Annotated in this window: 12 protein-coding genes and 4 tRNA genes; 11 read left to right on the forward strand and 5 right to left on the reverse strand. The window is 43.5% G+C overall.

The window, feature by feature from the left end; genetic code table 11:
* Positions 1-54: 54 nt before the first annotated feature.
* Positions 55-768 carry a histidine utilization repressor gene (hutC, locus tag AACV12_RS11345; protein ID WP_038148510.1) on the reverse strand — a complete coding sequence of 238 codons (714 nt, stop codon included), beginning with the start codon at positions 766-768 and terminating at the stop codon, positions 55-57.
* A 210-nt stretch (positions 769-978) separates the two neighbouring features.
* Between hutC and yqfB the strand changes: the two genes are divergently transcribed.
* A complete protein-coding gene (yqfB, locus tag AACV12_RS11350; protein ID WP_170900354.1) occupies positions 979-1,323 on the forward strand; it encodes a N(4)-acetylcytidine aminohydrolase in 345 nt (114 codons plus the stop codon).
* 98 nt (positions 1,324-1,421) lie between these two features.
* Here the strand turns inward: yqfB and AACV12_RS11355 are convergent, their stop codons facing one another.
* Together AACV12_RS11355 and yeiP are read right to left on the reverse strand one after the other, a co-directional pair.
* Entirely contained in the window at positions 1,422-1,742 is a 321-nt protein-coding gene (locus tag AACV12_RS11355; RefSeq protein ID WP_010319022.1) for an HI1450 family dsDNA-mimic protein, read from the reverse strand.
* A 2-nt stretch (positions 1,743-1,744) separates the two neighbouring features.
* Positions 1,745-2,311: an elongation factor P-like protein YeiP gene (gene yeiP / locus AACV12_RS11360; RefSeq protein WP_013856610.1), complete on the reverse strand. Its 567-nt coding sequence runs from the start codon at positions 2,309-2,311 to the stop codon at positions 1,745-1,747.
* A 134-nt stretch (positions 2,312-2,445) separates the two neighbouring features.
* Here yeiP and AACV12_RS11365 point away from each other — a divergent pair, with 134 nt between their 5' ends.
* Positions 2,446-3,213 carry a nucleotidyltransferase gene (locus AACV12_RS11365; protein ID WP_013856611.1) on the forward strand — a complete coding sequence of 256 codons (768 nt, stop codon included), beginning with the start codon at positions 2,446-2,448 and terminating at the stop codon, positions 3,211-3,213.
* Positions 3,214-3,237: 24 nt separating this feature from the next.
* Here AACV12_RS11365 and AACV12_RS11370 read toward each other — a convergent pair whose 3' ends face one another.
* Positions 3,238-5,601, reverse strand: coding sequence for a DNA polymerase II (locus tag AACV12_RS11370; protein WP_047688341.1), 2,364 nt, complete (start codon positions 5,599-5,601; stop codon positions 3,238-3,240).
* Between the two features lie 481 nt (positions 5,602-6,082).
* Here AACV12_RS11370 and uvrY point away from each other — a divergent pair, with 481 nt between their 5' ends.
* The 8 genes from uvrY (at position 6,083) to AACV12_RS11410 (ending at position 11,874) form a co-directional block, all read left to right on the forward strand.
* Positions 6,083-6,727, forward strand: coding sequence for a UvrY/SirA/GacA family response regulator transcription factor (gene uvrY / locus AACV12_RS11375; protein WP_026028128.1), 645 nt, complete (start codon positions 6,083-6,085; stop codon positions 6,725-6,727).
* Positions 6,727-8,559 carry an excinuclease ABC subunit UvrC gene (uvrC, locus tag AACV12_RS11380; protein WP_047688276.1) on the forward strand — a complete coding sequence of 611 codons (1,833 nt, stop codon included), beginning with the start codon at positions 6,727-6,729 and terminating at the stop codon, positions 8,557-8,559. The genes uvrY and uvrC overlap by 1 nt, the downstream gene beginning before the upstream one ends.
* A gap of 46 nt (positions 8,560-8,605) precedes the next feature.
* Entirely contained in the window at positions 8,606-9,163 is a 558-nt protein-coding gene (gene pgsA, locus AACV12_RS11385) for a CDP-diacylglycerol--glycerol-3-phosphate 3-phosphatidyltransferase (RefSeq protein ID WP_013856615.1), read from the forward strand.
* A 268-nt stretch (positions 9,164-9,431) separates the two neighbouring features.
* Positions 9,432-9,505, forward strand: a tRNA-Cys gene (locus AACV12_RS11390).
* 2 nt (positions 9,506-9,507) lie between these two features.
* A tRNA-Gly gene (locus tag AACV12_RS11395) sits at positions 9,508-9,583 on the forward strand.
* An 85-nt stretch (positions 9,584-9,668) separates the two neighbouring features.
* Positions 9,669-9,755 (forward strand) — tRNA-Leu (locus AACV12_RS11400).
* A gap of 23 nt (positions 9,756-9,778) precedes the next feature.
* Positions 9,779-9,854: transfer RNA gene (locus AACV12_RS11405), tRNA-Gly, on the forward strand.
* A 1,042-nt stretch (positions 9,855-10,896) separates the two neighbouring features.
* Positions 10,897-11,874, forward strand: a complete 978-nt coding sequence (locus tag AACV12_RS11410) for a carbohydrate porin (RefSeq protein ID WP_019280933.1) — start codon at positions 10,897-10,899, stop codon at positions 11,872-11,874.
* Between the two features lie 84 nt (positions 11,875-11,958).
* Here the strand turns inward: AACV12_RS11410 and AACV12_RS11415 are convergent, their stop codons facing one another.
* A complete protein-coding gene (locus AACV12_RS11415; protein ID WP_088728925.1) occupies positions 11,959-12,441 on the reverse strand; it encodes a GNAT family N-acetyltransferase in 483 nt (160 codons plus the stop codon).
* 216 nt (positions 12,442-12,657) lie between these two features.
* Here AACV12_RS11415 and pheS point away from each other — a divergent pair, with 216 nt between their 5' ends.
* Positions 12,658-13,641 (forward strand): phenylalanine--tRNA ligase subunit alpha, encoded by a 984-nt coding sequence (gene pheS, locus AACV12_RS11420; protein ID WP_017044058.1) that lies wholly within the window; start codon positions 12,658-12,660, stop codon positions 13,639-13,641.
* Positions 13,642-13,656: the final 15 nt, after the last annotated feature.

Genomic DNA, 13,656 nt, shown 5'->3' on the forward strand with positions numbered 1-13,656 from the left:
CGCGGTGCAAGATGAATGTTGCAAAAGTGTGATCGAATGTTGAAATGTGTAGCGTTAGTCGAGCATCACTTTAGAGGTTAATTTGTATTTCGAGCCCGGGTGATAAAGCAGTGCAGAGCTGACTAACTTATCGCCACTCCAGGTACGGCGATTAAGTAGTAAACAGGGTTCATTGACGGCCAACTGCAACAATTGTTTGATGTGATGCTCGGCAATAATGGCTTCAACAGTGTGCTCAATGGCACTTAATGGGCAGTTTTGTGAAAGATATTGATTGGGCGTCATGAACGAAAAGTTTTGTTCAAGATAGTGGGGCGCGTAGCGGCTATTGACCCAACGCACTTCCAGTTGTATCGGAGTATCATTAGCAAAGTGAATGATTTCACTATAAAAAACAGAAGATCCTAGCATGACGCCGAGTTTGATAGCGACACTTTCATCTGCTGTTAACGCAAGTTGCTTTAAGACTTTACTGCGATATTGCTTCCCTCGGCTAGCGACCTCGTCAGCAATATTACGAATATCAAGTAGCGGTGATTCCGCTTTGTCTTCTACAGCGCAAACAAAAGTACCTAGCCTTGGTCGGCGTTGCAGTTTTCCATCAGCCACCAGATCCCGTATCGCTTTATTCACCGTCATCCGACTCACATTAAATTGCTCAGTCAGTTCTAGCTCGGTGCTTATGCGTTGGCCGACAGGCCAGTGTCCGGATTCAATGTTATCTAAAATAAATTGTTTTATTTGTCTATAAAGTGGTGAGCTTGACATGGGCATGATGAGTTTTATTTGAATATACAAATAATTAACGAAGTCGCTGGGAAATGCAATATTTAGATAAGGCTTTGCGATCATCATCGGCCAAAACTGTGAATTGGTGAAGCAGCTATCGACGACAAAGGGTCAGTGTCACGGTAAGATGGCGCCGTAACTTGTGTTGTAAATAGTAACCTGTGGTTTAAATAATAAAGAGAAAATACGATGACAGCTCCAACAGAAATGACTTTTTTCGCTCGTTTTGAAGCGGATATTTTGGCGAAAAAGAAAGTGATCACCATTCGTGATGAGAGCGAAAAGCACTACCAAGTTGGCTCTATTGTCGAGGTGAGTACGTTGGAAGAGGGACGAAAGTTCTGCCGCTTGTTAATCAATAAGGTTGAACCGATCCTATTTAGCGAATTAAGCCACTACCATGCAGAGCAAGAAAATATGTCAATCACGACACTGAAAGAGGTGATTCAAGACATTTATCCCAATATTGAACAGTTGTATGTCATTCACTATCAACTGGTTGAAGAAAAAGCTCTGGAAAAAGATCACGCTTAAAAATAATAACGCCAATCAATCACGATTGGCGTTATTGCTGTTTGCCTCAAGACAGTGTCACGACGATTTCATTATAAAACGCAGCAACAGTAATGAGGTTAGTCACGCTTCCACAGAATGTGGCAGAACTTTTGGTCTGGGTCGCGGCTGACGAGCATTCTTGCAAACACATCGTCTAGTACGTCGTCCTCTTCGTTGACAAGACCGATCAATACTTCCGCGTAAGCTTCCTTATCGACGTCAAAACCCACGTGTTGAACCCAATCATCACCAACGTCAAGCAGTTCAGCCGCGCCACGGTCTTCAAATTGTGCCGTAAACAGGATGACATCAACAGGTTCTAGATTATCGGGTGCCATTTCAAGAAAGATGTCGTAAGCCGCATCAATGGCATCGTCGTAAGAAATCAAATCAGACATTATTATGCTCGGCTCATGTATTTGCGTTCAGCGGTGTTGATAATAATACGGTCGCCAGTTGCGACATATTCAGGAACCTGCACAACAAGGCCAGTGCTTAAACGTGCTGGTTTTGAACGCGCAGAAGCTGAAGCACCTTTGATGGAAGGATCAGTCTCTTCAATCACAAGCTCAACAGATGAAGGGACATCTAGTGCTACCGCAACACCGTCAACGACAACCACATACATACCTTGGATTTCTTCAGTGATGAACAGTAGCTCATCTTCGATATCCGCCTGTTTAAACGTAAATTGAGTGTAGTCTTCGTTATCCATGAAGATGTACTCATCGCCATCAACATAAGAAAACGAAACCGCACGGCGGTTCATGTCAACGGTGTCGACAAAGTCATCGGCTTTTAAACGCTCATCAACGCGAGCGCCAGTGTTCAAATCAGTACAACGTAGTTTGTAGATTTTAGAACCACCGCGGCCACCAGGAGTGGTCACTTCGATGTCTTTGATCAATAGCGTCTTGCCACCAGAAATAATAGCAAACCCTTTTTTTAATTCATTCGCCTTTGGCATGGAATTTTTCCTTCATACTTAGTTTCGGCGCATTATACCTTGCCGTTTTCGAAAAGGAATATCTTGATTGATTGCTTTGCATAGTAGAACATGACCGCGTGTACTTTTTCTTAAATTAACTAACGCTTTTTGCTATGTATTTATCGGTTATTGACCCAAAACAACCCTTTCAGGCTGAATATCAAGCGGCTATCGATGATCTCATCAAGTTTCTGCGTGCCGGGTTAGGTGACAATCTACATAGTCTTTACCTTTATGGCAGTGTGGCGCGTAGAACTGCGCGTTATGGGCGATCCAATTTGGATGTAGTGTTGGTCACGCACCGTGATTTCTCCGAGCAACGAGCAACTCTGCTGAATACGATAAAATGGCGATTTCAGAAAAGTTTCCCACATATCACCGAAGTCTCGATCAAAACTGCACTCGTGAGCGAGGTAGCCACTTTAGAGAGCATTTTTACGTGGGGATTTATGTTGCGCCATTGCTGCGTTTGTATCTTGGGTGATGATCTGGCGGAATGCTTTGGCGATTTCGAACCCAGTTGGGAAATAGCCAAACACTGGAATATGGACATCGCAGATTGGGTCTTTTTTTACCGTGATAAAATTGCAAAAACCAGTTCTGAAAGCGAACAGAGCAAGGCGCAAGTAGCCATTGCCAAGAAATTACTGCGCGCCAGTTATTCTTTGATTATGTATCGTGACAAAAATTGGTTTGATGATCCTATCGAATGCGGGCAGCAGTTTTTACGTTATCACCCGGAGAAAAAAATCGACATTGAGAGATTGGGTATTTTGCTCTCTGGACGAGTGATCGCCAAACGCTCAGTGATTGGAATTCTAGACAGTTATGGGCAATGGCTTGCAAAGCAGTATCAAAAAACAGAGTTTCGGATTGGTTAACCGCTGGCTAGATCGTCGTACTTCTTAAAATAACCCAAGTTGTGGCTGGCTGAGCTGTTCGAAATTCAAGCCAACAAAAGGCAAAATGGCTTCTGCGACTGGCTGCAATTGTTTATCGATATAGTGCTGATAATCGATAGGACTTTTTAAATACTCTTTAGGCTCAGGGCCATTCAGTGTGATGAGGTATTCGATACGACCTCGATTTTGATATTGCAATGGTCGGCCTAACTGCTGGTTTATCGTATCAGCAAGTCGTGCGGCTCTTACTTGTGGTGGTACGTTTTTTTGGTATTCATGCAGCTTGCGACGCAACCGTTTTTGGTACACGAGCTCATGGTCGAGTTGACCGGTTTGAGTTTGCTCAACGATTTCACGAATAAACGCCGCAGGGTCTTCACCATTAAAAATCATCGAATAAAGTTGGTGCTGAAAGCGTTGTGCGAGCGGAGTCCAGTCCGTTCTTGCACTCTCAAGGCCTTTAAAAATTAGCCGCTCGTTTTCGCCTTCACCGATCAATCCCGCATAGCGTTTTTTTGACCCCGTTTCTGAACCTCGGATGGTTGGCATCAGAAACTTTCGGTAGTGGGTTTCGTATTCCAATTCCAGCATCGATTCCAATCGGTACTCTTCACGCAAGTGGGTCGTCCACCATTGATTGATGTGTTCAACCAGTTGTTTTCCTACGCGATCCGCTTGCTGCTGTGAATATTGACCACCTAAAGAGACAAAGGTTGAGTCGGTATCACCATAAATCACCTGATAGCCTTGCGCCTCAATTAACTTTTTAGTTTGCTTCATGATCTCGTGTCCGCGCATGGTAATACTGGACGCCAAGCGAGTATCAAAAAAACGACAACCTGACGATCCAAGCACCCCGTAGAAAGAGTTCATGATGATTTTTATCGCTTGTGAAAAGGCTTTGTTATTGTTCTTTTTCGCCACATCACGCGCAGCCCATAATTTCTCGATCATTTCTGGAAGAAAATGTTTGGTGCGGTGAAATTGACCGCCACGAAATCCCGTTACTGCTTGGTTATCCTCTTTACCAAGTGGAATTTTTAGCCCTTCAATCAAGCCAAGTGGGTCAATTAAAAATGAACGAATGATCGAGGGATATAAGCTTTTAAAATCAAGAAGTAATACAGAGTCGTAGAGGTTAGGGATGGAGTCCATCACATAGCCTCCGGGGCTTGCGACCCAATTTTCGGAGTGCAAGTTAGGTGCAATGTAACCCGCGCGATGCAATTGAGGTAAGTAGAGATTGGTAAAGGCGGCGACAGAACCGCCGACGCGATCTAGCTCCACACCCGTGAGACGGGAACGTTCAATGGCGAAATCCAGCAAATGGGTATGTTCAAAGATTTTATTCACTAACACACAATCTTGCAGGTTGTATTTCGCCAGTGAAGGTTTGTCTTTTTTAAACATACGGTTGATTTCATCCATCCGATCATGGGCGTTGTGAATCGCTTTTCCTTCGCCTAATAGCTCCCTTGATACTGATTCCAATGACCAAGAACGAAATTGGTAAGTGGCTGTTTTTAATGTATCAATTCCATCCAACACTACTCGCCCGGGAATGGTAATAAACCCTTGCTGACTCTGGTTTGAACTACGAAAAAAACTGTGCTGTTTGCCACGGCCAATCGCAAGTTTTAACTTATGCCACTCGGCTCTTTTATGGAGTAAGCGAAAATCAAAATCAATCACGCTCCAGCCAATTACTACATCAGGGTCGAACTCAGTGAACCAATCGATGAGAGCATTGAGCAATGCGTATTCGTCTTTCACCCATTGAATCGGGGTATCGCAAGGCTCAGGCTCACCAATCATGATTACGCGGCTGTCCATTGGGCTATCAAAACCAATCGAGTAGAGAATGCCTTTTTCAGAACACTCTAAATCCAGCGAAACCACTTTCAGATGAGGAAGATAGTTGCCCGGTCGACATTTCGCCTGTTCTATTTTTGAGTGGGAAAACGTCTGGGTAAGCCGTCCAGTGAATTCAATGCTGCCTTTAAGAAAACGCTCCATAAGAAAGCGGTCGGCAAGCTTAATATCATCTTCTAACGTCAGAATATGATGTTGCTTTAGTAGTGCCGAAAACTCAGCATGCGTTTGAATCGTTTGACAATAACAACCTGCTAGGAGGGTATGTTCAAAATCTTCCAAATCCAATGTCTTTAATTCGATAGAGAGCTGCCGCTCTAACGCTAATTTTTGCGCTTGTGGCACATCTTTCTGTGGTATGAAGAAAACGGGTTTTTCACCACGGATAATCAGTTGGGTTGGACCTTGAGGCGTACTCAACCACAACTCAATATGAGTCGAGCCATGAAGGTCTCTTGCATGGCGAGTAAGTAAAAAACCGTGTTGAATAACCAAGCGTAATAAATCCAAATAGTCGTAACCTTGGGGGAGGGCATCATATCAGAGCTACGAGGTAAATAACGAATTTCAGTGAGGTGAGTAAGCGGGCGATGGAGATGAAATAACCGTTAATTGGTATGGTGTATGCATTTTAACTTTATGATTTGTTTTGGTTTTGTATTTTTATGAGGCTGGTTGCATTTTTATGTTTAGGTTCAAATTTGTCAAAAAATCATGTAAAAGTCGTGCGGCATCTCTGCTAATATAATTAAGCTTTTGATTTGTTAATGGATTCTCATTGGATGATTAGCCGAACAAATAAGTACTTGCCAAATTTGGGGTTTGAGCACATATTCAGTGTGAGTAAAAACTAATGTTAAGTTAATTACCCGATTGTGAGTTAATTTCCAATTGTGAGCTAATTAATGTGGGCCGCGATGCTGCTATCCACGATTCAGTGGGTGCAGAGCCAATAGATGAGTGTGGAGATACAAGTTTGATAAGTGTTTTCCTTGTAGATGATCACGAGCTGGTTCGCACAGGGATACGACGTATTATTGAAGACGTCCGTGGAATGAACGTAGTAGGGGAAGCTGACAGCGGTGAAGAAGCAGTAAAATGGTGTCGCAGTAATCATGTCGACGTTGTTTTAATGGATATGAACATGCCTGGTATCGGCGGTTTGGAAGCGACAAAAAAAATTCTGCGCTTTAATCCAGATGTGAAAATCATCGTGTTAACGGTTCATACGGAAAATCCATTTCCGACCAAAGTGATGCAAGCTGGAGCCGCGGGTTATTTAACCAAAGGTGCAGGCCCAGATGAAATGGTCAACGCGATTCGCATTGTGAATAGCGGGCAGCGTTATATCTCGCCTGAAATCGCACAGCAAATGGCGTTAAGCCAATTCTCGCCAGCTTCTGACAATCCATTTGCTGATCTCTCGGAAAGAGAGCTGCAGATTATGATGATGATTACCAAAGGGCAAAAAGTGACGGATATTTCCGAGCAACTTAGTCTTAGCCCCAAAACAGTAAATAGCTATCGCTATCGACTGTTTAGTAAGTTAGCGATCAGCGGTGATGTTGAACTGACCCATTTAGCTATTCGACACGGAATGTTAGACACAGAGACGCTTTAGTGACTTCTTTGTTCGACTCGGTCGCTTTTCTTAAAACCGTTACCCATCAGCCCGGCGTTTATCGAATGTATAACGCCGAGGCTGATATCATCTATGTTGGCAAAGCCAAAGACCTCAAAAAACGCCTTTCTAGTTACTTTCGAAAAACAATCGACAGTGAGAAAACGCGCGCGTTAGTCAGCCATATCGATAAAATTGATGTCACCGTTACTCACACTGAAACGGAAGCGTTGATCCTTGAGCACAATTACATCAAGCAATATTTGCCTAAATACAATGTGCTGCTGCGAGACGATAAATCTTACCCGTATATTTTTATTAGTGGGCATAAGCACCCTCGTTTGTCGTTGCACCGTGGCGCGAAAAAGCGCAAAGGTGAGTATTTTGGTCCATACCCTGATTCTGGTGCGGTTCGAGAGTCGTTACACCTCATCCAAAAAATATTTCCGGTAAGACAATGTGAAGATACCGTCTATAGCAACCGGACTCGTCCTTGCCTGATGTATCAAATTGGCCGCTGCGCTGCACCTTGTGTGAGTCATATCATTGCGGATGAAGAGTATGCTGAATTGGTTAATTATGTTCGATTGTTTTTGCAAGGCAAAGATAACCAAGTACTTGAAACATTAGTGCAAAAAATGGAACAAGCCAGCCAAGCACTGCAGTTTGAAAATGCCGCTAAATTTAGAGACCAGATCCAAGCCATTCGAAGAGTCCAAGAACAACAGTTTGTTTCTGAAGAGACGATGGATGACATGGATGTATTGGGATTTGCCCAAGAAAATGGCATCGCTTGCATCCATATTTTGATGATCCGCCAAGGTAAAATATTGGGTAGTCGTAGCCATTTTCCTAAAATTCCGGCTAACACGACTCAAGAAGAGGTGTTTGATGGCTTTTTAGGACAGTATTATTTAAGTCACAATGAAGCGCGTACGATCCCAAGTCGAGTGATCTTAAATGCGGGTCTGCTAGAGGATGAAAAGCCGCTGCAAGAAGCCTTACAGACCCTGGTCGGGCGTAAAGTTTCTTTCCACATCAGCCCAACAGGTGTGCGTGCTCAATATTTAAAATTGGCTAATACCAATGCATTGAGCGCAATAACGGCTAAAATTAACCATAGAATGACGATCAACCAGCGCTTTAAAGCACTTCAAGCTGTTTTAGGGTTGGATAGCATAGAGCGTATGGAGTGTTTTGATATTTCGCACACCATGGGAGAGAGCACGATCGCCTCATGCGTGGTATTTAACCAAGAAGGGCCTGTTAAACCAGAATACCGCCGTTATAACATCACGGGAATTACTGGTGGGGATGATTACGCTGCAATGGGACAAGTGTTAGATAAGCGGTATTCCAAGCAGCTTGACGTGGAAAAAATCCCCGATGTCATTTTCATTGATGGTGGTAAAGGGCAATTGAATCGAGCTTTGCAGATCATCTCTAGCCATTGGCAAGATTGGCCGAAAAGACCGGTGATGATTGGTATCGCCAAAGGTGTTACCCGCAAACCGGGGCTAGAAACGTTGATTACAACCGATGGTGATGAATTTAACCTGCCAAGTGATGCGCCAGCTTTGCATTTGATTCAGCATATTCGCGATGAAAGTCATAATCACGCCATTGCTGGGCATAGAGCCAAACGAGGTAAAACACGGCGTACTAGTACATTGGAAGGCATAGAAGGGGTTGGGCCTAAACGCCGGCAAGCACTGCTGAAATATATGGGAGGGCTGCAAGAGCTAAAAAGAGCCACTGTTGAAGAAATCGCCAAAGTACCCGGTATTAGCCATTCTTTAGCTGAAAACATTTATCAAGCATTGAAACAATAAGAAAAATAACGCAACATAACCGCGCAATCGATAAGAGCCTATAAATATGCGTTTGAATATTCCTAATATTTTGTCTTTATTACGACTTTTCCTTATCCCAGTATTTGTCGTTGTTTTCTATCTGCCTTACGGCTGGGGCCCTTTTGCTGCGGCAATGGTGTTTTGGGTAGCGGGTTTTACCGATTGGTTAGATGGCATGCTTGCGCGAAAACTTGGGCAAACCTCTCGCTTTGGTGCTTTTATTGACCCAGTAGCGGATAAAGTGCTCGTTGCGACGGCTCTTATCTTGATCACCGACCATTACCACAGTCTCTGGATAACGATTCCAGCCGTGACAATGATTGCACGTGAAATCATCATTTCTGCGTTGCGAGAATGGATGGCGGAAATTGGTAAAAGAGCCAGTGTGGCCGTTTCATGGGTTGGGAAGGTTAAGACGCTCACCCAAATGTTTGCATTGTGGGTATTGATTTGGCGTCATGATGATTGGATGGTGTGGGTCGGCTATGCAGCGTTATACATCGCAACCATTTTGACCTATTGGTCAATGGTTCAATACTTGGCGGCAGCTAAAGACGACCTCCTCAATGCAGAACATCATTAAGAAACGGGCTTAGGCCCGTTTTTTGTTCCTCCAATTTCTACAATCCCTTTCACAACATGCATTATTGCTTCAGTTAAAGCACAGTTATCTCGTGTAAAAGGTGGTGAATTTTGCTATCAAATTAACCAAATCCGTCCTTTTTGAATGCAAAATAGCCAAACGGTTTAAAAACTAAAAAAATAATATTGACTCATCGAATCGAATGCGTAGAATGCATCCCGTACTTGAGAGGAACGGAAGAAACAACCCAACCCCTTGATGTTACAGGGGCGCGTTGGCAGAGGGGCTATGCAGCGGATTGCAAATCCGTGGACCTCGGTTCGACTCCGGGACGCGCCTCCATTGCGACACTAGCTCAGTTGGTAGAGCGCAACCTTGCCAAGGTTGAGGTCACGAGTTCGAACCTCGTGTGTCGCTCCAAATTTTGAGGTGTTGAACTTAACGTTCAGTATCTAAAGATGGTGTTACTAAATTTTGTAAACAGCATCGCAATGCAAAATTGCGTGCCCTGGTGGTGAAATTGGTAGACACAAGGGATTTAAAATCCCTCGACTTTCGAGTCGTGCCGGTTCAAGTCCGGCCCGGGGCACCATCTTTTTACTGCTTATGCAGCATGCGACACTAGCTCAGTTGGTAGAGCGCAACCTTGCCAAGGTTGAGGTCACGAGTTCGAACCTCGTGTGTCGCTCCAAATTAAAGCCCTAGCAGAAATGCTGGGGCTTTTTCATCTCTGTCTCACAGCCAGTTTACAACCAACGATATCGTTTTAGAGCAATCTTGCCAAGGTTGAGGTCACGCTTTTAGTTCAAAAGAAAGCGAACCTCGTGTGTCGCTCCAAATTAAAGCCCTAGCAGAAATGCTGGGGCTTTTTCATCTCTGTCTCACAGCCAGTTTACAAGCAACGATATCGTTTTAGAGCAATCTTGCCAAGGTTGAGGTCACGCTTTTAGTTCAAAAGAAAGCGAACCTCGTGTGTCGCTCCAAATTAAAGCCCTGGCAGAAATGCTGGGGCTTTTTCATCTCTGTCTCACAGCCAGTTCACAACCAACGATGTCGTTTTAGAGCCACCTTGCCAAGGTTGAGGTCACGCTTTTAGTCCAAAAGAAAGCGAACCTCGCGTGTCGCTCCAAATCGCCGCCCTAGCGGAAACTGGGTAACCCCCCTACGTTCACTATATTCGTTGACGGTTTCGGACGTGAAATTGAAATATTTTAAGCAAAGCCATCACCATCAAACAGCAGTGCTTCAATTTATGGTCAAATCTCGCATCGTTTTTACTCTCCATCCCCAATTCTAGAATGTTAATAATTTGATAAAGCAACCTTTATCTTGAGTTGTTATTATTTTGTGAAGTGAAATTTCGGCCTACTTCACATAATTTTCGTGCCAACATTTAATTTATGGTGTGAATTATTTGCAAAAGCGTGATTTATATAAACTTATCAACAACCCATTCATGGGAACGATTCCCAATGTGACATCGATCTATTTTTACATTGATTCGGTGAATGTAAACTCCATCCCCGTCAGCAACGTTAAGGGAATACATAAGCAGTGGTTGCTGAGCAATAAAGAGATTGAGCTGTTCATGATTACCAAAGTAGCGTGCTACTTCCCCCGGTGAATTTGAATATAACTCATTAATTTTATTGAATATATCTCAGGATGAGATTCAAGGTGCCAAGCACCAACATAATGATAATGATGACCATAAGGTCGATGGAGTATAAAAAATGAATTTTGCTACCTCTGGTAAACTTTCTCTTGCCGCAATTCTAATTTCAGCCGCACTACAAGCAAACGCAGGTATCAGTGTTGAAGGTGAACAAGGTGTTTTCTCAATCGGCGGTGATGTTGAGTTCGATATCAACCTTCGTGATAAAAATGCCACTGACAAGCAACATCTAAATCAAGATGGCCGCCTTTTGGTTCAAATCGCTGGTGAGCGCAGTGTGAGTGGTGACCGTTATATTAAAGCACAAGCACAACCTTTACTTAAAACAACGGGTAAAGTTGAACTTGATGATGCTTGGATTGCATTTGGTCAAGCGAATAACTGGGAACTGAAAGTAGGCCGCTATGAAGCGTTTGATTTGTTCCCTGTTGGCCAAGATACTATGCTTGAATACGCAAATGCAGATAAAGATGTATACCGTGCGAATAAGGCTCGTGGCCGCGGTGATAACGGACAAATTGGCTTTAGCAAAACGGCAGATAACCTTTATTTTGAACTCTCTACTAAATTTGAGAATGAGTCTGCAGCGGATCAGAATGCCGTATTTGTACGCCCAGTTGTTGCATACCAGATCGTTGACTCAGTTCGTGTTGCTGCTGGTTTAGAAGCCAATCTGACTGCAGATGATAAAGATGCTGCGAATGATTTCCTTGGTTATGGCGCGACAGTTAACTATTCTGCTAACGATCTTTCTATCAACGTGAACTATGCGTTCCGTGATTTCGACAAAACTAAACAAGAAGATACGACCATCGGTGCTAACTTACTGTTTAAAGGCTTTGGTCTAGGTCATGTCTATGGTGATGTTGATAAAGGTACTAGCGAGAAGGTAAATACCACTTATGCTTCTTACCAATTTGCTAATGTGATGGATGTGGAAGATTTCTCTGTTTATCTAGGTACTTACTACTCGAAAGTAGACGATACAGAAAATAAAGATCTAGGTATGCGTATCCGTCTAAAATACTTCTTCTAAGTTTTAAAACTTAAGCATTAAATCTCAACTGCTTTTGATGCCTACCGTTCGGTAGGCATTTTTTGTATAAGCAGATGCGATGATTTACAGCTGTTTAAGCATCCACACATCGCAGCCGTTGTGCTCAGTGCCGTCCATTGGTCGATCCAAATGTATAAATCCGAGTTTTTCATATAACTGAATGGCGGATGTCATACTAGATAACGTATCCAAATAGCAAGATTGATAACCTGCATTTTGAGCAAACGATAGGCATGCTTCACTGAGCATTTTTCCCAGCCCGCAACCGCGACTTTCTGGTAATAAGAAGAGTTTTTTTAGCTCACAGATCCGTTGGCTATGATGAAAGGCTGCAATACCTGCTCCACCGACAATGATGCCGTCACGTTTGGCTACCAGATAAAGGCTGCTGCTCTCTTGCGTATAATGTTGACTCATGTTTTCCACTTCAGCATCAGATGGGCCAAAACCCTCACCTATGGCCCCAAATTCCGCGCCTACAGATTGGATAATTTTACAAATGTCCGAATCATCTTGTGGTTTGATTGGTGTTATCGTGATGTTCATCGTTTCTTCTTAAAAATAGTCATGTTTTTATTATTGTTTGGGGAGAGGGAGGTAATATCAAGAGAGCGGCAAAAATAATGCCGTTTTTTTGTTCAAGAGCAAGCGTCAGTATCATTTCAATTTGGCTTTAGAGGTGGCTTTCGATACTATGTGCAGCTATCTGAAAAATACAAAAACATCCTATATGGACACTACCTACAGGTAGATGAGGAAACGATGCAACATCTAGAAGAGATTATTGCTAATGCGACCGCAGCGATTAATGCTGCCGATTCGCTAGTCGCACTTGATGAAGTGCGTGTTCAGTACTTGGGTAAAAAAGGTGAGTTAACCACTCAACTACAGAGCCTAGGTAAATTGCCACCCGAAGAACGCCGCGCTGCAGGTCAAGAGATCAACGTTGCGAAAGAGACAGTGCAACACGCCATTGCTACGCGTAAAGATGCTTTGCAGCGAGCAGAGTTAGAAGCCAAACTAGCGGCTGAAACGATTGACGTTACTTTGCCTGGACGCCGCATTGAAAATGGTGGCTTACACCCAGTGACTCGCACAGTTGAACGCATCGAGCAGTTCTTTGGTGAGCTTGGTTTTCATGTTGAATCTGGCCCTGAAATTGAAGACGCCTTCCACAACTTTGATGCGTTGAATATCGCTGCCGATCACCCAGCACGTACTGATCACGATACCTTCTTCTTTAATCCAGATTTAATGTTGCGTACACACACGTCAGGTGTGCAAATTCGCACTATGGAAAATGGTCAACCGCCGTTTCGTTTTATTGCGCCGGGCCGCGTATATCGTAATGACTACGACCAAACACACACACCAATGTTCCACCAAGTTGAAGGTATGTTGGTTGATGAGCACGTCAATTTTGCTCAGCTTAAAGGTATTTTGAACGATTTCTTATGTAACTTCTTTGAAGAAGAAGTTGAAGTGCGTTTCCGTCCTTCTTATTTCCCATTTACAGAACCTTCTGCGGAAGTGGATGTGAAGGGTAAAAATGGTAAATGGCTTGAAGTTCTAGGCTGTGGCATGGTTCACCCGAACGTTTTGCGCAGTGTTGGTATTGACCCTGAAAAATATTCTGGCTTTGCATTTGGTATGGGTGTTGAGCGTTTAACGATGCTTCGTTATGGCGTCAACGACCTACGCGCGTTCTTTGAGAACGATCTGCGCTTCCTCAAACAATTCAAGTAATTCAAGGGTAAACAC

The organism is Vibrio sp. 2-2(8) (assembly GCF_963888495.1).
GTDB classification, from domain to species: Bacteria; Pseudomonadota; Gammaproteobacteria; order Enterobacterales; family Vibrionaceae; genus Vibrio; species Vibrio anguillarum.